This window comes from Methylophilus sp. DW102 (assembly GCF_037076555.1).
GTDB lineage: Bacteria > Pseudomonadota > Gammaproteobacteria > Burkholderiales > Methylophilaceae > Methylophilus > Methylophilus glucosoxydans.
The window spans coordinates 1168425-1189908 of the sequence record NZ_AP029023.1 but is presented as its reverse complement, the minus strand read 5'-3'; the positions used below and the strand labels follow the sequence as shown (position 1 = coordinate 1189908).

General features: G+C 50.0%; 25 protein-coding genes. 16 read left to right on the top strand and 9 right to left on the bottom strand.

Annotated features, from left to right (window positions below):
* Window positions 1–81: 81 nt before the first annotated feature.
* Complete coding sequence (locus AACH41_RS05475; protein ID WP_313984150.1) at window positions 82–363, bottom strand: hypothetical protein; 282 nt, start codon at window positions 361–363, stop codon at window positions 82–84.
* Between the two features lie 154 nt (window positions 364–517).
* Here AACH41_RS05475 and AACH41_RS05470 point away from each other — a divergent pair, with 154 nt between their 5' ends.
* From AACH41_RS05470 to AACH41_RS05460, 3 genes are read left to right on the top strand one after another with little or no spacing between them, the layout of a single operon-like run.
* The gene (locus AACH41_RS05470) at window positions 518–1318 is read left to right on the top strand and encodes a LuxR C-terminal-related transcriptional regulator (RefSeq protein WP_338657334.1); all 801 of its coding nucleotides are present in this window, start codon (window positions 518–520) and stop codon (window positions 1316–1318) included.
* Between the two features lie 2 nt (window positions 1319–1320).
* Window positions 1321–3303: an ATP-binding protein gene (locus AACH41_RS05465; RefSeq protein WP_338657332.1), complete on the top strand. Its 1983-nt coding sequence runs from the start codon at window positions 1321–1323 to the stop codon at window positions 3301–3303.
* On the top strand, window positions 3300–3752 hold the full coding sequence (locus AACH41_RS05460; protein WP_194747026.1) for a response regulator: 453 nt from the start codon (window positions 3300–3302) through the stop codon (window positions 3750–3752). Before AACH41_RS05465 ends, AACH41_RS05460 begins: the two co-directional genes overlap by 4 nt.
* Window positions 3753–3758: 6 nt before the next feature.
* Here the strand turns inward: AACH41_RS05460 and AACH41_RS05455 are convergent, their stop codons facing one another.
* Window positions 3759–4016, bottom strand: coding sequence for a hypothetical protein (locus AACH41_RS05455; RefSeq protein WP_338657329.1), 258 nt, complete (start codon window positions 4014–4016; stop codon window positions 3759–3761).
* A 219-nt stretch (window positions 4017–4235) separates the two neighbouring features.
* Between AACH41_RS05455 and AACH41_RS05450 the strand changes: the two genes are divergently transcribed.
* Entirely contained in the window at window positions 4236–4565 is a 330-nt protein-coding gene (locus AACH41_RS05450) for a PepSY domain-containing protein (RefSeq protein WP_338657327.1), read from the top strand.
* A gap of 17 nt (window positions 4566–4582) precedes the next feature.
* On the opposite strand, the gene AACH41_RS05445 is transcribed toward AACH41_RS05450, so the two are convergent.
* The 3 genes from AACH41_RS05445 to AACH41_RS05435 are packed head-to-tail and all read right to left on the bottom strand — an operon-like array spanning window position 4583 to window position 6854.
* Window positions 4583–5917 carry an ATP-binding protein gene (locus AACH41_RS05445; protein WP_338657325.1) on the bottom strand — a complete coding sequence of 445 codons (1335 nt, stop codon included), beginning with the start codon at window positions 5915–5917 and terminating at the stop codon, window positions 4583–4585.
* Entirely contained in the window at window positions 5914–6579 is a 666-nt protein-coding gene (locus tag AACH41_RS05440) for a response regulator transcription factor (RefSeq protein WP_313984136.1), read from the bottom strand. Before AACH41_RS05440 ends, AACH41_RS05445 begins: the two co-directional genes overlap by 4 nt.
* Entirely contained in the window at window positions 6579–6854 is a 276-nt protein-coding gene (locus AACH41_RS05435) for a PepSY domain-containing protein (protein ID WP_338657323.1), read from the bottom strand. Before AACH41_RS05435 ends, AACH41_RS05440 begins: the two co-directional genes overlap by 1 nt.
* 239 nt (window positions 6855–7093) lie before the next feature.
* Here AACH41_RS05435 and ribA point away from each other — a divergent pair, with 239 nt between their 5' ends.
* From ribA to AACH41_RS05375, 12 genes are all read left to right on the top strand, one after another.
* Entirely contained in the window at window positions 7094–7699 is a 606-nt protein-coding gene (ribA, locus tag AACH41_RS05430; RefSeq protein ID WP_338657320.1) for a GTP cyclohydrolase II, read from the top strand.
* A 312-nt stretch (window positions 7700–8011) separates the two neighbouring features.
* On the top strand, window positions 8012–8644 hold the full coding sequence (locus tag AACH41_RS05425; protein WP_338657318.1) for an OmpW family outer membrane protein: 633 nt from the start codon (window positions 8012–8014) through the stop codon (window positions 8642–8644).
* Window positions 8645–8665: 21 nt separating this feature from the next.
* Window positions 8666–9895, top strand: coding sequence for an SfnB family sulfur acquisition oxidoreductase (locus AACH41_RS05420; RefSeq protein ID WP_338657316.1), 1230 nt, complete (start codon window positions 8666–8668; stop codon window positions 9893–9895).
* Window positions 9896–9989: 94 nt separating this feature from the next.
* The gene (locus AACH41_RS05415; RefSeq protein ID WP_338657314.1) at window positions 9990–11261 is read left to right on the top strand and encodes an aminotransferase class I/II-fold pyridoxal phosphate-dependent enzyme; all 1272 of its coding nucleotides are present in this window, start codon (window positions 9990–9992) and stop codon (window positions 11259–11261) included.
* Window positions 11262–11663: 402 nt separating this feature from the next.
* Window positions 11664–11924, top strand: a complete 261-nt coding sequence (locus AACH41_RS05410; protein ID WP_338657312.1) for a hypothetical protein — start codon at window positions 11664–11666, stop codon at window positions 11922–11924.
* A gap of 535 nt (window positions 11925–12459) precedes the next feature.
* Window positions 12460–12696, top strand: coding sequence for a hypothetical protein (locus AACH41_RS05405; RefSeq protein WP_338657310.1), 237 nt, complete (start codon window positions 12460–12462; stop codon window positions 12694–12696).
* A gap of 1647 nt (window positions 12697–14343) precedes the next feature.
* Window positions 14344–14694 (top strand): hypothetical protein, encoded by a 351-nt coding sequence (locus AACH41_RS05400; protein ID WP_338657308.1) that lies wholly within the window; start codon window positions 14344–14346, stop codon window positions 14692–14694.
* Between the two features lie 804 nt (window positions 14695–15498).
* Window positions 15499–15795, top strand: coding sequence for a hypothetical protein (locus AACH41_RS05395; protein WP_338657306.1), 297 nt, complete (start codon window positions 15499–15501; stop codon window positions 15793–15795).
* A 63-nt stretch (window positions 15796–15858) separates the two neighbouring features.
* Window positions 15859–16089, top strand: a complete 231-nt coding sequence (locus AACH41_RS05390; RefSeq protein ID WP_338657304.1) for a hypothetical protein — start codon at window positions 15859–15861, stop codon at window positions 16087–16089.
* Between the two features lie 3 nt (window positions 16090–16092).
* Window positions 16093–16473 carry a hypothetical protein gene (locus AACH41_RS05385; RefSeq protein WP_338657302.1) on the top strand — a complete coding sequence of 127 codons (381 nt, stop codon included), beginning with the start codon at window positions 16093–16095 and terminating at the stop codon, window positions 16471–16473.
* A gap of 462 nt (window positions 16474–16935) precedes the next feature.
* Entirely contained in the window at window positions 16936–17202 is a 267-nt protein-coding gene (locus AACH41_RS05380) for a hypothetical protein (RefSeq protein ID WP_338657300.1), read from the top strand.
* A 71-nt stretch (window positions 17203–17273) separates the two neighbouring features.
* Window positions 17274–17570: a hypothetical protein gene (locus AACH41_RS05375; protein ID WP_338657298.1), complete on the top strand. Its 297-nt coding sequence runs from the start codon at window positions 17274–17276 to the stop codon at window positions 17568–17570.
* Between the two features lie 254 nt (window positions 17571–17824).
* On the opposite strand, the gene AACH41_RS05370 is transcribed toward AACH41_RS05375, so the two are convergent.
* The 4 genes from AACH41_RS05370 to cysT form a co-directional block, all read right to left on the bottom strand.
* Window positions 17825–18412, bottom strand: a complete 588-nt coding sequence (locus tag AACH41_RS05370) for a PEP-CTERM sorting domain-containing protein (RefSeq protein ID WP_338657295.1) — start codon at window positions 18410–18412, stop codon at window positions 17825–17827.
* 239 nt (window positions 18413–18651) lie between these two features.
* The gene (locus AACH41_RS05365) at window positions 18652–19629 is read right to left on the bottom strand and encodes a sulfate ABC transporter ATP-binding protein (RefSeq protein ID WP_194747042.1); all 978 of its coding nucleotides are present in this window, start codon (window positions 19627–19629) and stop codon (window positions 18652–18654) included.
* 1 nt (window position 19630) lies between these two features.
* Entirely contained in the window at window positions 19631–20521 is an 891-nt protein-coding gene (gene cysW, locus AACH41_RS05360) for a sulfate ABC transporter permease subunit CysW (RefSeq protein WP_338657292.1), read from the bottom strand.
* Window positions 20522–20578: 57 nt separating this feature from the next.
* On the bottom strand, window positions 20579–21412 hold the full coding sequence (gene cysT, locus AACH41_RS05355) for a sulfate ABC transporter permease subunit CysT (protein ID WP_194747044.1): 834 nt from the start codon (window positions 21410–21412) through the stop codon (window positions 20579–20581).
* Window positions 21413–21484: the final 72 nt, after the last annotated feature.

Sequence of the window (21484 nt, the reverse complement as noted above, 5' to 3'; positions counted from 1 at the left end):
GGGATGTGCGATCACCAGTGTGCAACGGAGGGAATACGGCCATCGCTGACCTGTTCCCACCCGATCTTGTTCAGTGCCGCCTTAGTCAGCCATGGGCGCAGTGTAAGGACGCCTGCCGATAAAATGCAGTTGCATTTGCTGGTGCTTGTCAAAGCCCTTCTCGGGCTTGTCAGTCACGATGCCTGCGCCAATCCATTTGCCATCGGCATCCTGTTTGGCAACCGGCACTTTTGCATAAGGCCGTTTGCTCAAAAAGTTGTGATGATGCTGTTGCTTCACCGCTTGCGCCTGATCAACATCATCCGCATGGACTGAACCCATTAAACCAAATGCAGCGATGACTGCCAACCATAATTTTTTCATTGTTTATCCTTTTCGTGTCACTGATTCATCTCAATGACGCCGGGTATCTCCTGCACCACAATGCGTTGCCTGATAACCAGATCAAGCATTGTGCACGGGTCCTGACAATAAAAAATCAACCAATATACGGAGTTCGGTATATACTAAATGGCATATGCCTAACGACAGTGCTCACTCACCCATACCCCATGCTGCAAATGCGCCTGCCACGGAAAGTGCATTTGCCCTGCGCAACGCCCTCAAACAAAATCAGGTGCAAATCGCGCATGAGCGCCTGTTTGAAAAGCTCGGGCAGCAATTATTTAGTCATGGCTGGTCAGAGAGCCTGCTGCAATGGGTACTGGATGAGTTAAGCGGACAATTTGGTGCGCCGCATGCCCTGATCAGCCAGCAGCATGCCGGGGCGCTCAAAATTCTGGCACAAAGAGGCAATACCTATCCGGTGGGCGCGCGTATGCCCATGCTGGGTGCGCTGGCGCTATGGCTCAAGGAACCAATCACGTTTGAAGTGCATACTCAATATGTCGCCAGCTTATGGACGCTACAACCGCCCGCAGGCACAGCACCCACCTTGCATTGCTATCATCTGCCGATTGCCGTCCAGCAGCGGGCGGTTGGCCTGCTGGCACTCATGACCAGCAATCCACTTAGCCCCGCCAATCTGCAGCTATTGCATAGCCTGTGCGGATTGATTGGATTTGCCCTGCAACAATCCACCCGCACTGCCACTAGCATTGATGACAGCGTCCTGCAAAAACTGACCCCGCGCGAACGCGAGGTCTTTGCCTTGTTACCCTCCGGCGCCAGCAATGCCATCCTGGCGCAAAAGCTGGGCATTTCACCGGGCACGATCAAGATTCATGTAGAACGTATTTTAAGCAAACTGGACTTGCGGGACCGCACACAAGCGGCAGTCAAGGCGGTTGAAGCCGGTTTTAGCAGCGACGGACTATAAACATGCAGTGGATCGTGACAGGCCTACACCAATTCAGCAACCGCATGAACCGGCTGTGGCAGGATTTATCGCTCACCACCAAGGGGATCGTGCTCAATGCCTTGCCGCTCACAGTGTTACTGGCGTCACTGGCGCTGATTTTCGAGAGTGAACAGCAAGCAGCTCTGCTCGAAAGACGCGTGCAGAATGCCTTGCAAATCCAGCAGGATATCCAGACCCTGCAAACCTTGTTGCTGGAAGCCTCCACGGGCGTAAGAGACTTTTTACTGACGGGTAACCGGCAATTTCTGACTGGCTACGAAAGTGCCAAGCAAAGTATGCCGCATTTGCTGCACTCACTCGAAACCAATCTGGACGATGCCTCGCAACAACACCTGCTCGATGTCATTCACCCGCTGGTCGCCCAAAACCTGGAAGACCTGGCCGTGATGGCCAGTCACCGAGCACAGGAAGCCGACCAGGCGCTGATTACAAAGTTTTCCTCACAAGGCAAAGCCTTGAATCAATTGCGCAATCATTTGAATCAGATGAGCGCGCGCGAATCAGCCATCGTCGAGCAAGACAAGAAAGAAGTGATTTTTGAGCGCAAACGCAATTTGCGCATTACGCTGATGGCAGTCATCGCCGGGGTAGCAGGCTCCCTGATTGGTGTCTGGCTTTTCAGCCAGACCATCGTCGCCAGGGTGCGGACCATCCGTGACAGTGCCACCCATCTGGTCAAAGGCGAACCGCTGGCCTTGCCCAGCATTAGCCGCGACGAGCTCGGTGAGCTGACCAGTGAGCTGGAGCATGCCTCACAATTGCTGACTAAAAGTGCACAGGAGGCACATTTGGCACGGGTAGAAGCCGAAGAAGCCAGTGCCGCAAAAAGTAATTTTTTGTCGCGCACCAGTCATGAGTTGCGTACACCACTCAATGCCATTTTAGGCTTTGCCCAGATCCTGGAAAATGACTTGCCCGAGGGGCGGCAAAAAGACAGCGCAACCTTGATTCATAATGCGGGCCAGCATCTGTTAAAGCTGATTAACGAGGTGCTGGACATCTCGCGGATTGAAAGTGGCGATATTGACATGGCGCTGGAACACGTCTCGGTGAATGGACTGCTAGAAGAGGCTTACCACTACCTCAAGCCCTTGGAAAAGGTGCGTGATATTTCGATCCAAACCGAGTTTGCAGCAGACCTGGCCGTACAGGCAGACCGTCAGCGGCTGCTGCAAGTGGTACTTAACCTGCTGTCGAATGCCTTGAAATATGGCCCCGAGAACAGTGTGGTCAAGCTCAGGGCCTATCCCCAGCATGGTCAGGTACGCGTAGAGGTCGAGGATGCGGGCAAAGGCATTCCGCTCGCGATGCGCTCCCGGCTGTTTACGCCATTTGACCGCCTCGGCGCCGAACGTACCGTGACGGAAGGCACCGGCTTGGGGCTGGTGCTCAGTAAACAACTGATGGACGCCATGGGCGGGCAAATCGGGGTCGCTGAAGATAAAAGCCTATTCTGGATCAGCCTGCCGGCACAGCCTAATGCACACCACCAGCCCGTGCATGTGTCTGCGCCGGTGGAGCCAGGCGCGCCGGTGCAGCCCGTCACCACCCCTTCCACCGGCAAACGGCCTATTTTGTACGTGGAAGACAACCCGAGTAACCAGGCCCTGATTGAAGCGATTGTAAGCAAGCATCGGCACCTCAAGCTGCATCTGGCTGCCAACCTGCAGGAAAGCATGGTTTGGTTAAGGGATATGCAGCCAGATTTGCTATTGCTGGATCTCAATTTGCCAGACGGTTCGGGGGAGAGACTGATTCAGCACATACAGGCCGAGCGGCAGTCCTTGCAGTCCATGCCCATCGTCGTGTTAAGTGCGGATGCCTTGCCGGAAACCAGGGAGCGCCTGAGTCAGCTGGGCATTACACATTATTTTACCAAGCCATTAAATGTAGCCAGTTTCAACCAGCTATTGCTTAAATTATTACCAGAGTCTGCCTCATGAACATAGAACAACTGCGTGCGTCCAAAATTCTGATTATTGATGATGCTGAAGCCAACTTGCGCTTACTCGAAGAGCTGTTGACCAAAGAAGGGTTTGAGCAGGTGATCAGCACCACAGACCCGACCAAGACCATGGATCTGGTCAACGCCTTTCAACCTGATTTGATCTTGCTGGATTTGATGATGCCGGTATTGGACGGGTTTGCCGTGCTCGACCAGCTCTCGCACCATGTCGGCCACAATGAATACTTGCCGGTGCTGGTACTGACTGCGGATGCGACCATCGCCACCCGTAGACGGGCGCTGGCCCTGGGGGCAAAAGATTTTTTAACCAAACCTTTTGACCCCATGGAGGCCATGTTACGCGTCTGGATTCTGCTGGAGACGCGCTGGTTATTCACCCAGCTCAAGCAACATCAACCTGATTTGCAATTGCCGGGGTATCAGTAAGCCACCTTATTGATAAGCGCGTTTGCTGGCAAAGCGCAGATTTAACAATTGACGCTGATGTTGTGCAACGCTTTGTGCCGGATCAGTTACCTTCAAGCTGGTACCTTCCCAAGCCTGTTCTGATTTTTCAGCAGTCGCATTTACTGCTAATGGGCGTTTACTAAAGTTTTGTTGCTGAACAGGGATGCTCTCATCCGCCAATGCAGTTCCTGCAACAGTGAATAATGCCATACCCACAACAACCAATGATTTAGAAATATTCATTTGAAACTCCTGTATTTAAGTGGTTACGAGGGCCGTCTTGCTTAACAAATGAGGCTTAACGGATTCTGTAAGTGTCATTCTGCACACATTCCCTTACAACAGCCTTGCAAATATTAAAAAAATATGAATTTAAAAATACTGCTCGGATAAAGGGCTTTTCAGCTTGAGTTAAGGCTGCACAGGTATCTTGACGGTTCATTGTGAAACAAGGAGCCCCAAATGAACAAAATACTGCCTTATGTATTGAGTAGCCTGCTAATTGCCAGCAGCTTGTTGCAGCCTGCTTGGGCTGACGACGACGATGAAGACGATATGCAGAAAATGGAACAAATGGTAAAAGCGTTCGGCCTGATTTCGCAGCAGGAGGCACAGACCAAAGCCCTGGCAGCCAAACCTGGCGTGGTGAAAGAAGTCGAGCTGGAACGCCGCAAATTTAGAGACGGCTGGGACTACGAAGTGGAAATCGTCGATGCCAAGGGCAAAGAGTGGGAAGTCACGCTGGATGCCAAGACTGGCAAAGTGAATAGCCTCAACCGCGACTGGTTTTAACGGGTCGACTCAAGCGCTCAGGCCTGCACGCCGGGCCTGAGCGTGAATGTCACCCGCAGTCCGCCCAGCCGTGGCGAATGGTCGAGTACGATGCTGCCCTGATAATGCTGCACAATATCCTGCACGATGGCCAGACCCAATCCGCTGCCCGGCTTGGATTCGTCCATACGCATGCCACGTTGCAGCAAGGCCGCCAGTTCTGAAGCCTGGCTACCGGGCCCATCGTCTTCAACAATGATGTGTATCTCCGCCTGCACCGAGATATTTAACTGAACCTGGCTGCGGCACCATTTAAATGCGTTATCCAGCACATTCCCGAGTAGTTCCAGCATGTCTTCGCGATCTATCATCACGCGCGGCTGACCGTCGTGCTGCCAGGCAAATCCGACGGTCTTTTCGCTATAGATTTTTTGCAGGGTCGCCACCAGCGTGGGTAGCACCAGTTCCAGGTCCGTCGTTTGGCTGGTATAGGCATCGCCCATCAAGCGCGCCCGTTTTAACTCGCGCTCCACATCCTGATAAATTTCATCGGCACAGCTTTGTACCATGTGCCGCAACTGAGCATCACTCTCTAGTGAGGCGTCCCCTGACAACAATTGCAGCTGGGCGAGACGGGTTTTAAGCCCATGGGCCAGATTGCCGATAGCCAGCCGCGAGCGCCGGGTTTTCTGGCTGGCACTTTTGAGGATACGGTTAAACTCATTGATGAGCGGCATGACTTCGGCCGGACCGCTGGCATTCATCTGCTGCAGCTCGCCACTGGCCACTTTTGCCAGGCTTTCCTTGATCTGCTGTAAGGGATGGAGCGTATTCACGACAATCCAGCGCTGCAAGGCGAGCAGTGCCAGCAACCCCAGCAAGGAAAACACGCCATACAACCAATGAAACATGCGCAAACTTTGCTGCAATTCCACCAGGCTTTCGGCGATATAAATCGTGATCATGCGTTGCTGCTTGCGGTAACCGTGCCCCAATAACAACAAGGGCTGAGACTCAGGGCCGGTGAGGTGCATGACCCGCTCTTCACCCACCTTGAGCGCGCTCACCGGCAAGTTCACATCCCACCACGAGCGGGATTGGGTTTTAGACTGGTCCAGCATCACAATAAAATAACGCCCGGAAAAAGGACGCTGGTATGCCGCCGTCATCACATGCGGTGCCAAGACCAATTGCCCGTGCGCATTGACTGTAACACCCGCGAGCACCCCTTCTGCTTCCTGCTGCATGCGCGCCGTCATCTGCGACTGGATCAGGTGGTCTATGGTAAACGTCACCACCGCCCATTGCAGCGTCAGCAGCCCCACCAGACTGAGCGTCAACCCTAGCGACAATTGCGTGCGTAAAGACTTCATGCTGCCTGCACGATCAACACATAGCCCTGTCCACGCCGGGTCTGGATACGGTCAGCGCCGATCTTGTGCCGCAAGCGGTTCACATAGACTTCGATCACATTACTGTCCTTGTCTGCATCATAGGCGTACACGTGTTCGGTGAGCTCGGTTTTAGAAAAAATACGCCCAGGATGCAGCATTAAATACCGTAACAGCCTGAACTCGGTGCCCGTCAACACGTGCGCGCGCTGCGCTTGCCACACCGTTTGCGTTTGCTCATCCAAACGCAGATCGTCCACCACCAACTCACCACTGACCACCCCCACCGTGCGTTTATGCACGGCCGCCAATCTGGCCAGTAGCTCCTGCAAGTGAAAGGGCTTGGTCACATAGTCATCGGCGCCCACATGAAAGGCTTCGACTTTCTCCTGCCAGCTGCTACGCGCGGTCAGGACAATCACCGGCAACGCCAGCCCCTTGCGCCGCCACTCGGCCAGAATGTCCATGCCCGGACGGTCCGGCAAGCCCAAATCCAGAATCGCCAGATCATAAGGTTCCAGGCTGCCCTGTATCGCGGCTTCAACACCCGCTTGCAACCAATCGCAAGCGTAGCCCGCCTGTGCAAGTGACAGCTGCAGCTGTGCGCCCAACAAAGCATCATCTTCTACTAATAGCAACCGCATCAGTCGTCCTGTTCCATTTTTAGCAGCTGCCCGGTCTTGGCGTCCAGTTTCAGCTCCCACACCTGGCTACCCGCATCCAGTATGTCGATCTCATACACGTAGCGGCCATGTTTCTTCTCCAGCTCAACCTCGAGAATTTCACCGGGTTTGTAAGCTCTGGCTTTTTGAGAGATTTTTTCCAGACTCAGAATTTCACCTTTGGCAGACAGGCGGCCGGCATTGGCAGGGCTTTCCCCTGAATCTGCCTGCGGCAAGCAGGCTAATGTAGTGCTCATGATCAAAAGCGCGAGAAGTACTCTCCTGGCGCGACGGGGCATCCCAACCATGCTTATCCAACTCCTGCAACAGAGACTATGCCCAAAAGTTTAACAGCATTCATCTTAAACCAAGCTTAAATTGGGCCATGACCTGGCTGCATGGCCGCAGACGACGGATTATTTCAAAACCCGCCCTTTAAAAAGCCGGTTGCAGCTACAATATTGGTTTGGCACACATCTCCAACGCCCAACGCATCATGCAATTTTTATCTCACAGCTCCACCGCCCGCTTACCTACCCAGTTTGGCGAGTTTGATATCCATGTCTTTACCGATAGCCGCAATGGCCTCGAACATGTTGCGCTGGCCTGTGGCAACCTGCAAGGCGCGCAGTCGCCGCTGGTCAGAGTGCATTCCGAATGTTTAACCGGCGATGTGTTTGGCTCAACACGCTGTGATTGCGGCGAACAATTGCACCATGCGCAACGCCTGATCCAGCAAACCGGCCTAGGCCTGATCCTGTATTTAAAAAACCATGAAGGCCGCGGCATTGGTCTCAATAACAAAATGCGCGCCTATGCGCTGCAAGACCAAGGCCTGGATACCGTAGAGGCTAATATTGCCCTCGGGCTGCCAGTGGATGCCCGCACCTACGAAGCGGCCGCTGAGATGCTGCACTATTTTGAGATCAACACGATCCAGCTACTTTCCAACAACCTGGAAAAACGCACTGCCTTGCAATCGCTAGGCATCAGCGTTGCGCAGCAAGTGCCATTGCTCACGCCGCCTACGCCTGACAATCTGAAGTACCTGCAAACCAAGGTCAACAAGTTAGGGCATTTACTGCCAGATTTACCTGCTTAAAGGCAACCCGCTTCATCGCCCTCTATCTACCGCCCTTCTTCCCAGCATTTGCCGACGTCGGCAACGCCTGTTTCAGTCTTAAACGCTTATTCAATCCGCATGCGGCCTGCCTTTGTCAGGGCACGCTGACAGCAAGCTGCTTTTCAAAAAGCATGTCATCCATACGCAAAAAAATTATAAGTCTTTGTTTTTAATAAAATCTTACCCTGGCACGCTTTCTGCAAAGGATCGTTAAGCTAGGTCACCTTCTTGACGTACGAGTGGTGCAGTACCTGCATGACAGCCGACTTGAAAACCAGAAGGAGTTTTATCTTGAAACATGCATTTCCATTCTTTACCCATTCCCCTTTGATCGCCATCGGCCTCTCTCTGTCGATGATTACTGCCACCGTGCACGCGGACACAGACCTGTCGCCATGGCAATTACGTGCGGGGATTTCATTGATTGATCCTCAATCCCACAATGGCCGTATTATCCAAAACACCGCTGCTGTGACGGTGGATAGTCAAACTGGCCCGACCTTTAATATTGGCTACTACTTGACGCCACACTGGGCAATCGATCTTTTGGGCGGACTCGCCTTCAAGCACCAGATCAACGTCAATGGCGAGCGTGCTGGCTCTACCAAACATTTGCCGCCCATCCTCAGCCTGCAATACCACTTCCGGCCAGAAGCGACCATACGGCCATTTGTTGGGCTCGGCATCAACTACACGCGTTTTCTTGATGAAAAACTCGATAACGGCGCCAAACTTTCACTGGGCAGCTCCTGGGGGCCCGCAGTGCAAGCGGGGGTAGATGTTGCCATTGACGAGCATTGGTCTGTGGGCGGTGATATCCGCTATGCACGCATTGATACGCGCACAGAAATCAATGGCGCCAATCTTGGCAAAGTGGAGATCAACCCCACGGTTTACAGCCTTACTGTCGGCTATCGCTTTTAATCTCCCGTGAAAGGAACCCTCATGAGTCAATCCAATACATTTGCCATACCAGCATTACACACTCTCCCGGCGGCACACCGCATTCGCAGTGACGAAGAGGCGATTGCCGTTGCAAAACAGTTAGCAGAGACCTTTGCCAAGGAAGCCTCTGCGCGCGACCGAGAGCGCCGTTTGCCAGTGGCCGAACTGGACGCATATTCGCAAAGCGGCCTGTGGGCTATCACCGTCCCCAAAGCCTACGGCGGCGCGGGCGTCTCTTATCGCACCTTGGGCGAAGTGATAAAAATTATTTCTGCGGCGGACCCTTCACTGGGCCAATTACCGCAAAACCATTTTGTCATTATCGAGCATCTGATCCTGGATGCCAGCGAGAGCCAGAAGCAGTTCTTTTTTGAGCTGGTGCTCAAAGGCGCCCGCTTTGGCAATGCCTTCTCAGAAAAAGGCAGCCGCACGGTGGTCGAGTTTGCCACCCGCATCACCCCGCATGGCGAAGGTTTTGTCGTCAATGGCACCAAGTTTTTTGCGACTGGCGCCTTACTGGCGCACTGGATTCCGATAGTCGCCGCCACAGAAGAAGGTCTGCCGTACTTGGCGCTAGCCAAACAAGGTACCCCTGGGCTGACAGTGATCAATGACTGGTCCAGCTTTGGTCAACGCACCACCGCCAGCGGAACCGTGGTGATTGAAGCCGTACAAGTGCCTGCAGAACATGTGGTGCCGATTTACCAAGCCTTTGCCCGACCGACCATCGCCGGACCCAGCTCACAGTTTATTCAGGCAGCCGTCGATGCAGGCATTGCCGCAGGCACCATAGCCGCGACGCTGGACTACGTAAAACAGTCCGCGCGGCCATGGATAGATGCCAAGGATATCCAGCATGCCAGCGATGACCCCTACACCATCCAGCAAATTGGCGACCTGGAATTGCGCTTGCACGCAGCAGAAGCCTTGCTGGACCGCGCCGCCGAGGCCTTGACCCTGGCAGCGAAAGAAGCCAACGAAACCACGGTGGCAGCAGCCTCCATTGCAGTAGCAGAAGCCAAAGTATTGACCACCGAAATCGCGCTATTAGCCGGCAACAAACTGTTTGAGCTCAGCGGTACGCGCTCTACGCTCGAAGAACTCAATCTCGACCGTCACTGGCGCAATGCACGCACGCATACCCTGCATGATCCGGTCCGCTGGAAGTTTCACGCCATTGGCAACTACTACCTAAACAAAGTGAATCCGCCGCGTCACCCGTGGTTATAAGCATGTAAGCAAATGATATAACCCCGGCCGCGCACCGGGGTTATACTTTAATACCAATATAATAAATTCAAATAATTAATAATGGAGTTGAGCGATGAAACAAGAAACCCTTTCCATTCACGGCGGCTATCACCCGGACCCCACTACCAAGGCGGTTGCGGTGCCCATTTACCAGACCTCCTCTTACGCCTTTGACAATACCCAACATGGCGCTGACCTGTTTGACCTCAAGGTACAAGGCAATATTTATACGCGCATCATGAACCCGACTACCGCCGTGCTAGAAGAGCGCCTGGCACAACTGGAAGGCGGCATAGGCGCGCTGGCACTGGCTTCTGGCATGGCCGCGATTACCTACGCGATTCAAACCATTGCCGAGGCAGGCGATAATATTGTGTCCGTCTCAACGCTGTATGGCGGCACCTATAACTTCTTTGCGCACACCTTGCCCAAGCAAGGCATAGAAGTCCGGTTTTTTGATTACCGCGATCCGGCGTCACTGGAAAAACTCATCGACAGCCGCACCAAGCTGGTGTTTGCCGAAACCATAGGCAACCCGTTAGGCAATGTGGTGGACCTCGCAGCCATCAGCGCGGCAGCCCATAAACACGGCGTGCCGGTGATCGTCGATAACACGGTCGCCACGCCCATTCTATCGCGACCATTTGAGCACGGCGTGGATATTGTGGTGCACTCGCTGACCAAATACATTGGCGGCCACGGCAACTCGATTGGTGGCGTCATTGTCGATAGCGGCAAGTTCCCGTGGGCAGAACATGCCGCCCGCTTCCCAAGCCTCAACACCCCCGACCCCAGCTACCATGGCGTCAATTACGTCGAGGCATTAGGCCCCGCCGCCTACATCGCCCGCGCCCGTGTCGTGCCCTTGCGCAACACCGGCGCCGCCATCAGCCCATTTAATAGCTTTTTGATTCTGCAAGGCCTGGAAACACTGGCGCTGAGAATCGAGCGCCACAGCACCAACGCGCTGGCCGTCGCAAATTACCTGAAACAACACCCCAAAGTAAAATGGGTCAGATACGCCGGGCTTGAAGACCACCCCGACCATGCACTAGTTAAAAAATACCTCAACGGCCACGCCTCAGGCATCCTATCTTTTGGCGTGCAAGATGGTCGCGAAGGCGGCACTCGCTTTATTGACGCGCTGCAACTATTCACGCGCCTGGTCAACATCGGCGATGCAAAAAGTCTCGCTTGCCACCCAGCCACCACTACCCACCGTCAGCTTAATGCTGAGGAATTGGCACGCGCTGGCGTAAGTGAAGATATGGTCAGGTTATCAGTCGGCATTGAACATATCGATGATTTGATCGCAGATTTGGAGCAGGCATTGGCGAAAGTTTAAGGTGATCAAAAACTGGCCATGTCGGTTTTTGGCATTAAAGGCAACTATGCGAGCGCAGCAGCAATGCTGCGCTTTTTTCTTAAATTATCAGCACATAGCTGCTTTCCAACGATCGGTTATCAACAGCAATCCAATCGTGGCTGAACAGTCGCCACTGCTTTTAACAGCAAATATTTAATATTGCATTTTTGTAAAAGCTTGAAGATAATCAGTTTGACTTTAGTAATCATAAAAAGCTTTAAATGGTGCAACCATCAGGTGTGTTCCATGCATGATATTTAAATAAAAATCATCAATAAAAACAAAAAGATATGCTAGACACTCATATAAACAATCACATACAAAAAATAAGTTATACACCGATTTCGGTGTCTATATTACGTTAGGTGTCATGGAGCTACGATGCTTAAGCACGCTAATATACCGAATGAACTTCATGGCCTCATATTTTTGGCTTCAAGATTCGGCATCGCTGACGACTTTCAGCGAGAGAGAGCAATTAGGTCTGCCTCCAAAGAGGAAATAACTTTACTAAAACAAGCCATTCTTGAGCATGAAGATGCAATCGACAATTGGCTGGGAGGCTCAGAATCTTCGAGCGCACCTTTCTCTGACGAGTACATTGCCTTCAGTGCAATGCGTATGGCAGCAGATTTTGCGTAAGTTGCAACCTAACCCATCATTCAAGCGGGACGCCTAGCGGCGCCCCTTAATTCAAACGTTAGGCACTTGTGAATATCGATCAACCCATCCAAGTGACCACGGACATATTCCCTTCACTGGGTGACATGGATGGCAACATAATCTTTTACTCAATAACGGCACTTGCCATGGCAACTTTGTTAATTTCATTGGCTTGTATGCTGCACCCTAGGCTGCAACCATATGCTAAACAAGCTATGTTTTCCGGCTTAGTTGGTGGGCTACTAACTCTTGGGCTTTTGTCCACATTCCTAATGCTTCACGTCATGTACTACCCGTGGTCTATTCTTCTATTTTTTAGCATTGGGTTTGTGCTATTTGCAGGCGTTTATTTTCTATGTAAGCTTGTGAATAGTTCTTTTGCAAGCATTCGTAAGCGCCATGCCTAACCCATCAGTCAAGCGGGACTGGCGAAAAGGTGCTCCTATGAAATTTTTAATAATAACGAGGGTTGAGCTAACAGTGTCGCCAGCCCCTTACTTCAAACGTTAGGGCTATGATAATTTCAGGCACAAAATATACTTTCTTAGTCGCATCAGACACTGAGCGGGATGGTCTCGGCTGGGAGTGCTATTGCAATGTTGAAGGTGAAGAAAAGTTGGTTCTTGAGGTTTTCCGAAACGATGCAAAAGAATGTTTTGAGGTCAGCCAGTTTGTAAGTGAGTTGCCTTTAGAGCTTTATGAGTATGTTATTGCAACCGCTAGGGAGAAACTTGGTGCTTTTAAACCCTAACCTATCATTCAAGCGGGACTGGCTAAAGCCAGCCCATTAATTCAAACGTTAGCAACAACATTAACGTTAGGTTGAAAGTCTCATGGCTTTTAAAAAACTTATATTTCTGACTTGCAGTTTTTGGCCTTTAATCTTTCTCGGATCATGTATGAATTCCGTTAAGGTTGCTGATATCGAGAATAGTTTAAACATGCAAATTGGCCGACAATATAATCAACTTGGTCCAGGCTGGACAATAGTATCTGAGGACGATAAAAATATTGTGCTGGGACGAAGTATCTCAAAGACTTGCTCGTATATAGTTCACATACCTAAAGATACATATCGAATAGATAGCTGGAAGTTAACGACCCCAAGAAATGCATGTGACAATATCCCAATTACAGGTGCTTAGACCTCAGAAGATCATGCTAACCCATCAGTCAAGCGGGACTGGCGAAAAAAGTTCTTTTATGAAATTTTTATTAATAACGAGGGTTGAGCCACCACTGTCGCCAGCCCCTTACTTCAAACGTTGGGCGTCAATAGAATGAGACATCAAGCCATATCCTTAAACCTAAGTGCTCAAGAGCTTGTACTAATCACGAATGCACTTAACGAAATAATCAATGGCCCTGATGCAATTGCTTCGGTAGAGTTTCAAACGAGAACTGGTATTGGGATTAATGAGGCACGAGCACTCTTGTCTCGAATGAGTGCAGAAATTGAAAGCCTAAATGCATTATGAGTCATAGCCCAACCCAACAGTCAAGCGGGACTGGCGAAAAGGTTCTTTTATGAAATGTTTATTAATAACGAGGGTTGTGCCAACAGTGTCGCCAGCCTCTTACTTCAAACGTTAGGGCTTGGGTATGGTTGAGCTTGTTAAGCACTGCATCAAAGGTTGCGCCAAGGCGCTTTGGGTTCCAACTATTGCTGCTCCGTTCGTTTATATCGCCATCTCATTCTCTACGTTCTCGGTTTTCGATCTGTTGCTATCTATGCCCATTGGCGCTGGCATAGGGCTACTTGCACTCTCATGTGTTGGTCTACCCGTTTTGGTAACGCTAAACCATCTTTGCCTAAATCGGTTGTGGTTAGTTTCTCTCATAGGTGCTGTACTCGGTGTCACTTGGGGTGCGTCAGTTCCGTATCCCAACTTTGCTATTGTATTGTCCTACGGCCTTGTCGGGGCAATCACGGCTGGAGTGGCCTCACACTTCTCTGGCCCTAACCCATCATTCAAGCGGGACGCCTAACGGCGCCCCTTAATTCAAACGTTAGAGGTGTAGCTAGTCCATGGCCTGTGAAAAGTGTCACGATCTTTGTGTTCGGTTCGCCATACGGCAACCGAGTCAGCTTAAAGAGGCCATCAAGATTGCTGGCCAAAATTTAGCCGATCAAACGATTTCTGAAATCAAAGACCCAGACTCAATATGTCAAGCAACCTTCTCCGAACTTATTGCTGGGGGTCACTGGGATGATGTGCTCTCCTATCGTTTCAAATGCAACTCCTGCGGCGAAGAGTTTTTGCTTCACGCCGAGACCTATCACGGCAGTGGTGGGTACTGGGAGCCAGCTAACTCCCGGGTTGCACATGCAAACCTCTAACCTTTCGGTCAAGCGGACCTGCCTTCGGCAGTCCGCTTACCTCTAACGTTAGGTGTCATGAGAGTTGCATTAATCATATTTTTGCTATTCCCGGCAATCTGCAATGCCGAAGTCATGGATAAAATGCCTTCGCTTTTATCAATTTCAATAACAATGGTTGTTGGTGTCATTGCATCGTATTTGTCAGCTCGTTTTAACCCCACGCTATTGCTTATTGTCTTACCAATGTTAGGGCTGCTAACATTATCTGGGCTATTCGAAGTTAATGACCCATACATGGGAGCAGCTATTGCGCAAGAAGCCAGTAGCACTTACATTTTTGTTAGCTGGTTCAGTCCTTTTCTTATTTTAACTTTTGCTGGCTTAGGGTTACTTATAAGGTCTCGCCATGTTAAAACAAACACCTAACCCATCATTCAAGCGGGACTGGCGAGAAGATGCTTTTATGAATTGTTTATTAATAACGAGGGTTAAGCGAAGAGTGTCGCCAGCCCCTTACCTCCAACGTTAGAGCTACATATGGTTCGCTGGATTTTATTTCTACTAACTGTAATTTCCAATTTAATTTGGGTGGTTACATCGGTGGGTACTGGCTTTGTTACTTGGGCTCAAATTGTGCCCAAAGAAATATCGTGCTCAGCCTGTTCACAACCGGAAGTTCAAGCTGCTCTTATTAAGTCTGCTTCTTTGGGGCGCTCGCAAATAATAAGTCAGTTGCCTAGTATTTGGCTTGTTTCATGTTTGGCGTTATTTAATATATTGGTTATTGGGTTGTTGCTATTTAAATATCGCTCTAACCCATCATTCAAGCGGGACGCCTAACGGCGCCCCTTAATTCAAACGTTAGGGAAACGAGCAAATATGAGGCTTAAACATAGAGAGCTGATTTTCCACCTTACTGCGGGCTTACTGATTATTTCTCTTCCTTTTGCTAGCAACTTTATAACGGGGATTTGGATTCCACTCTCAATTACATTGCTATGTATTTTTGCAATTGTGTTCATTTCTATTGGTGGCTTGTTGTTTATTTGTCCTCATTGCGGAATGCAAACAACTCATAATCCCTCAACCATTTTTCGAGCGCCGATTGGAGATAATTGTCCACACTGCGGAAAGGAAATATGAAAATGACATGTTCCAAATATTTCCCCCTAACCCATCATTCAAGCGGGACGCGCTAAAGCGCGCCCCTTAATTCAAACGTTAGCCATCATGAGAGGCAAGACGCTGCTTTCAAACCCACCGGAGTTCGCAACGTTCGAACTTGCCCATCGCATGCAGGAAGGAACTCACCGGTTCGAGGTCTCGTACGGCTCATCATTTAACGAGCTCTACTACGACTTCTCGCCTGCAGAGTTCGTGCGCTCAGCAGACCGGAAGGAACTTGAGCTGCAGCTTCGCCGTGTCGGGCTGGCGCGGCTGGTTCAAGTTCTGCCGGACTTGGCGTCAGGCAAGGCCTTTCTCTCGGCCGAGGACATCTCAGCCATAGTTGCAGGAGCTTCATTGTGACGGCTAACCCACCATTCCAGCGGACAGCCTTCGGCTGCCGCTGAATTCAGACGTTAGGAGCATATGAATATAACCTTAGATGTAACCGTATGTGCTGTCAAAAATGATGACAGAGTTAACTTTAATTTTACCAGTAAAGAAATCTCTGAAAGTTGGTGTATTGGCCCAACAATAACTTCTGAAAATATTAATCCGACTATTGGTCAGAACATTAAAATATATGGCAGTTGGGTTCATGATGCTTCAAATAAAAGGGTCTTTTTTCATGCTACTCATATTGATTATGGTGCATAAACTATGCGTAGTTTAATAACTATTTTTTTGTTGCTTAGTTGCAGTTTATTGAATGCTCAAAGCCTATCAGATTTTGAAAAGGCGGCAAAACTACACTCTCAGGTTGTTAGTGGTGAGCGAAAGTTTGAAAACTTAACTCCAAACGAACAGCAACAAGTTTTATCAATTCAACAGCTGTTCGCTAACTCTTGTGGAAAGTTACATGGTAAGTGCAAAGATGTATGTGAGGCAGCAAATGAACTAAAAAGCGCAGCCGATGATTTATCCAATTGTGCAAAAAGACATGATTATTCAAACGATTGCCGTAGTAAATTCAGAGAGACAAAATACAAATTTGAGACTTACGAAAGTGCAGTATCCGATGCTTCAGGTGACTGCTCCTAACCCATCATTCAACAGGGACGCGCTAAAGCGCGCCCGTTAATTCAAACGTTAGCCCTGTAGGGTGGGCAGCTTGTTGCCCACGCGTTAAATCCCTCGCAAATTGATTCAATATTGCATCACCGCCGCGTCACCCCTCCTAAAGCAAGTTACCTTTCAGAGTAGTCACTTACCGTAAGCAACGGTTTTTATGTGATGACGATGTGCGCTTTGCGCTACGGGAAGCTACCCTATTGCTACACCGATATTGTGATCATCAAATCCTCGTTGAGACCTGAAAATAGCTCATCTCAGCCTCTGGTTTTCTTAACCTCTAAGCAACAAAAATATGCCGTTTGGTATATACCAACCTACCTATATCTATAGACGATTTATGGAAAAAGTCCGCGCATAATGCAAACCATCGTGATTGAGCAAAGTTTTAACAGATTGCCATCACATTGACTAACAGATAGGAGAACAAACATGCGTAACGTTATTTCTGCAATGGCTTTAGTAAGTGGTTTTATGGTTGCTGCCCCAGTAGTGGCGGTTGAGCAAAATGGTGGAATTGAAAAAACACAAACTGCTCAACACTTTTTGAGTAAGCGTCCATATGCTCAACCAGTGGTTGCCAAAGCTGACGGTGAGCAACCCTGGGTAGGTGCGACACTGGTGGTGGATGGTAACAGCGGACGTGCGAACGTTCATGAAGTGCAAAAACTGCACATGCTTGGTAAACGCGCTTTTTAATCCAGGGCATAGGGTCGACGTGAACAAGTGAAGCGCCCCAAATGCTTTAGGACAAATTTAGGAGATTACAAATGAAAAAATTATTTTTAGCCATATTGGCCTTTGGCTTTGTGGCGCAAGTAAATGCAGCTGACTTACCAGATAACGAGCAAAGTGTAGGCCAGTCACATCACAATCACTTTATCGGGAAACGTCCCTACAACAAAATTCTTGATAAACCAGCCAAGGGGGCTGATCAAGCCTGGGAAGGCACTGGTTTAGTGGCTGAAGACCCGGAACAAGCTGAAAAGAAATTGATGAAACATAATCAACATCAAATGAATTTTATTGGTAAACGGCCATATGTTGCACCGCATAACCCTGACTAACGCCTAATTTACCAAACGATTTTAAATCTCTCTGTGTTACCCGCCTGTTTTTTGGGCGGGTTTTTTTGTTCCTTCGCAGGCTAGAAAATTAAGAGACTGGTCACTCCACTTTTCATCGACTCAAAGGTGGGGAATTTTGCTGAACATTGGGAAAGTAGCTCAGAGTTTGAAGAGAGTGAATTTGGGAATAATTGGAGCGTATTTGGAATTGTGACGCGTGGGCAACGAGTTGCCCACCCTACTACACTTAGCGCCTAAACTTTACGCCTCGCGAAGAAACCAATGAATGCAAAACCAGCTAATAACATCACATAGGTAGAAGGTTCCGGCACCGGTGCAACCTCTGTAGAAACCCATGGACCATTTGTGCCTGACTTAGTAATGCCAACCTCATGGTCTTTAGCCGTAATAGAAATAGCGCCAAAGGCAATTTGGATATCTGCCCAAACCGGCGAGGTACGAGGTTGAGAAAACATAGTAAAGACATTGGTCAAATGACCGCTATTGAAACTAAATACTCCAAAAACAAGAGTAGAGTTATCTGGAGTTAAAGTGTATGAGCCAGAAGTAAAACTCCAATCTGTCACTTGCTGAACAAATACATCACCTGTGAAATTTGAAGTTACTGAATTATCAAAGCTTAGTGAAGATTTAAGATGAGTACCAAGCACAGGCGCAATAGGTAAGGCGTCCGCGCCAAAATAATAGTTGTTATAGGTGAAACCATCACTTATGGATGCCTGATGATAATTCGCAGATATAGAAGTGAATGTACTAGCTAATGCAACAGGTGACAATAAAATTCCGCCAACAGATAAAAAAAGTAAGAATAGCTTTTTCATGCAATGCCTCGTTAAGTTTAATTAATTTTTATTTAATCATATCACCTACTGATAAATGCATCTATTAAATCTCTATGACATTCGGCATTCAGTTTGTAGGGTGGGCAACTTGTTGCCCACGCGTTGAAATCATTCTCGACAAACGATGAGTTGCTTTCAGCCATTTAATAATCGTTGATTACCACAAATGCAAAAAAGCGCAGCCGTAATCGCTGCGCCTTTGTATTTACTAAATCAAATTAAAACACCCGCAATTGTGTCGGCTTCAGGTAAACCGTCTCCCCCTGCTTGAAACTTAACTGATTAAACTGCTCACGGCCCAACTCCACATCCACATATTGCTCATTGTCTGCACGTTTGATCTCCAGACGCACCAGTGAGCCCACAGAGTGTACATAGGTGAGCGCACCGGCGATACTTTGCGCGTCAGCTTCGCGGCTGACTGCAATTTCGTAGGGGCGCACAAAGCCTTTGCCTTGCGGGGTTTCAAAGGCGTTCACATTGCCTAAAAACTCATACACAAACGGCGTGGCGGGTTGGTCATACACCGCTTGCGGTGACCCGACCTGCTCGACCTGACCATGATTCATGACGACGATGGTGTCGGCGACTTCGAGGGCTTCTTCCTGGTCATGCGTGACGAATACGCTGGTCACATGCAGTTCGTCATGCAGGCGGCGCAACCAGCGACGCAGGTCTTTACGCACTTTGGCGTCTAGCGCGCCAAATGGCTCGTCCAGCAACAGTACTTTTGGCTCGACGGCCAAGGCACGTGCCAAGGCAATCCGTTGGCGCTGGCCGCCAGACAATTGCGGTGGATAACGGTCAGCCAGCCAGTCGAGTTGTACCAGCTTGAGTAAGTCATGCACGCGTTTTTTGATCTCGGCTTCTGAGGGGCGCGTTTCTTTGGGGCGCACGCGCAGGCCAAAGGCGACGTTTTCAAACACGGTCATATGGCGGAACAGCGCATAATGCTGGAACACAAAACCGACCTGGCGCTCGCGCACATCACGGTGGGTGGTGTCTACGCCATCAAACAGCACCTGGCCGCTGTCTGGGGTCTCCAGGCCAGCGATAATGCGTAACAGCGTGGTTTTGCCGCAGCCTGAAGGCCCAAGCAAGGCCACCAGCTCGCCTGAGGGGACTTGCAGATTGATATCGCGCAAGGCACTAAATTGGCCAAACCCTTTATTGATCTGTTGTATGGTAATGCTCATCTTAAGCCGTCACTTCCTTTTCAATCGCGGCGGCATCGCGGGATGCCTGCCATTCAACATAGGTTTTCAAAATCAGGGTTACCAGGGCCAGCAGCGTGAGCAATGAAGCCACAGCAAAGGCCGCTGCGTAGTTATATTCGTTATACAAAATCTCAACATGCAAAGGCATGGTGTTGGTGAGGCCGCGGATATGGCCGGAGACCACAGACACCGCGCCAAACTCGCCCATGGCCCGTGCGTTGGTCAGGATCACGCCGTAAATCAGGCCCCACTTCACATTGGGCAGGGTCACATGCCATAGCATTTTCCAGCCAGAGGCGCCCAGCACCAGTGCAGCCTCTTCCTCTTCTTTGCCTTGCGCCTGCATGAGCGGGATCAACTCGCGCGCCACAAACGGGAAGGTCACAAAAATCGTCGCCAGCACAATGCCGGGCACGGCAAACACTACTTTTAGATCGTGATCTATTAACCACTCGCCAAACCAGCCTTGCAGGCCAAAAATCAGCACAAAGATCAACCCGGCAATCACTGGCGAGACGGCAAACGGCAGGTCAATCAGGGTGATCAAAAAGCTTTTGCCTTTAAAGTCAAACTTGGTAATCGCCCAGGCGGCGGCCACGCCAAATACCAGATTCAGAGGCACCGAGATCAACGAGGCGATCAGAGTCAGCTTCATCGCGGACAAGGCATCAGCTTCGGTGATCGCAGCCAGGTAGACGTCCCAGCCTTTGCGCAAGGCCTCGGTAAAAACGGCGGCCAGCGGCACCAGCAAAAACAGCCCTAAAAACGTCAGTGACAGGCCAATCAAGCCCCAGCGGACCCAAGTGGGTTCAGAGGTGGCGCGTTTGTAAGCCACTTTGCCCTGATATTGTTGAAATTGTGTGGTTTGCATCATCCTACCTATGGTTTATCAAAATATACGCAATGCTATGCTTTCAGCGGCTACCGATTATTTAGCGCCATGGCGGTGACTGCTCCACCATTGCAGCAAGTTGATCAACAGCAGCAACACAAACGAAATCACCAGCATCACAACGGCAATGGCCGTGGCGCCCGCATAATCATATTGTTCAAGTTTGGTGATGATCATGAGCGGCGTAATCTCGGAAATCATCGGCATATTACCGGCGATAAAGATGACCGACCCATACTCCCCCACCGCGCGGGCAAATGCCAGTGAAAAGCCAGTGAGTAGCGCCGGCCAGATGGCGGGCAGAATAATTTTGTAAAAGGTTTGCCAGCGGTTGGCGCCCAAGCTGGCTGCAGCTTCTTCGGCCTCGGCACTAAAGTCTTCGAGCACCGGTTGTACGGTACGCACCACAAACGGCAAGCCAATAAAGGTGAGCGCCACCACCACGCCGAGTGGGGTAAACGCAACTTTGATGCCATGTGGCTCCAGCCAATGGCCTAACCAGCCATTCGGCGCATAAATCGCGGTGAGTGAAATCCCGGCCACCGCCGTCGGCAAGGCAAACGGCAAGTCGACCAGTGCATCGAACACTTTTTTGCCAAAAAACTGATACCTGACAAAGACCCAGGCAGTGAGCAGGCCAAATACCAGATTGATCAGCGCTGCAATCAATGAGGCGCCAAAGGTTAGTTTATAGGTAGCAACCACGCGCGGCGTGGTGACCACCGCCCAAAACTCATGCCAGCTGAGCTCGGTGGTGCGCAGAAAAACAGCGGCTAAAGGGATGAGGACGATAAGACTCAGGTAGACCAGCGTGTAGCCGAGTGACAAGCCAAAGCCGGGGAGTAAATGTTTCTTTTTTTGTGATGCCATGGTGTATGGTGATCCGTTAAACAGGCGCTAATATAGCTGCATTCTTTTAAATCATTAAAGAATGAATAATCA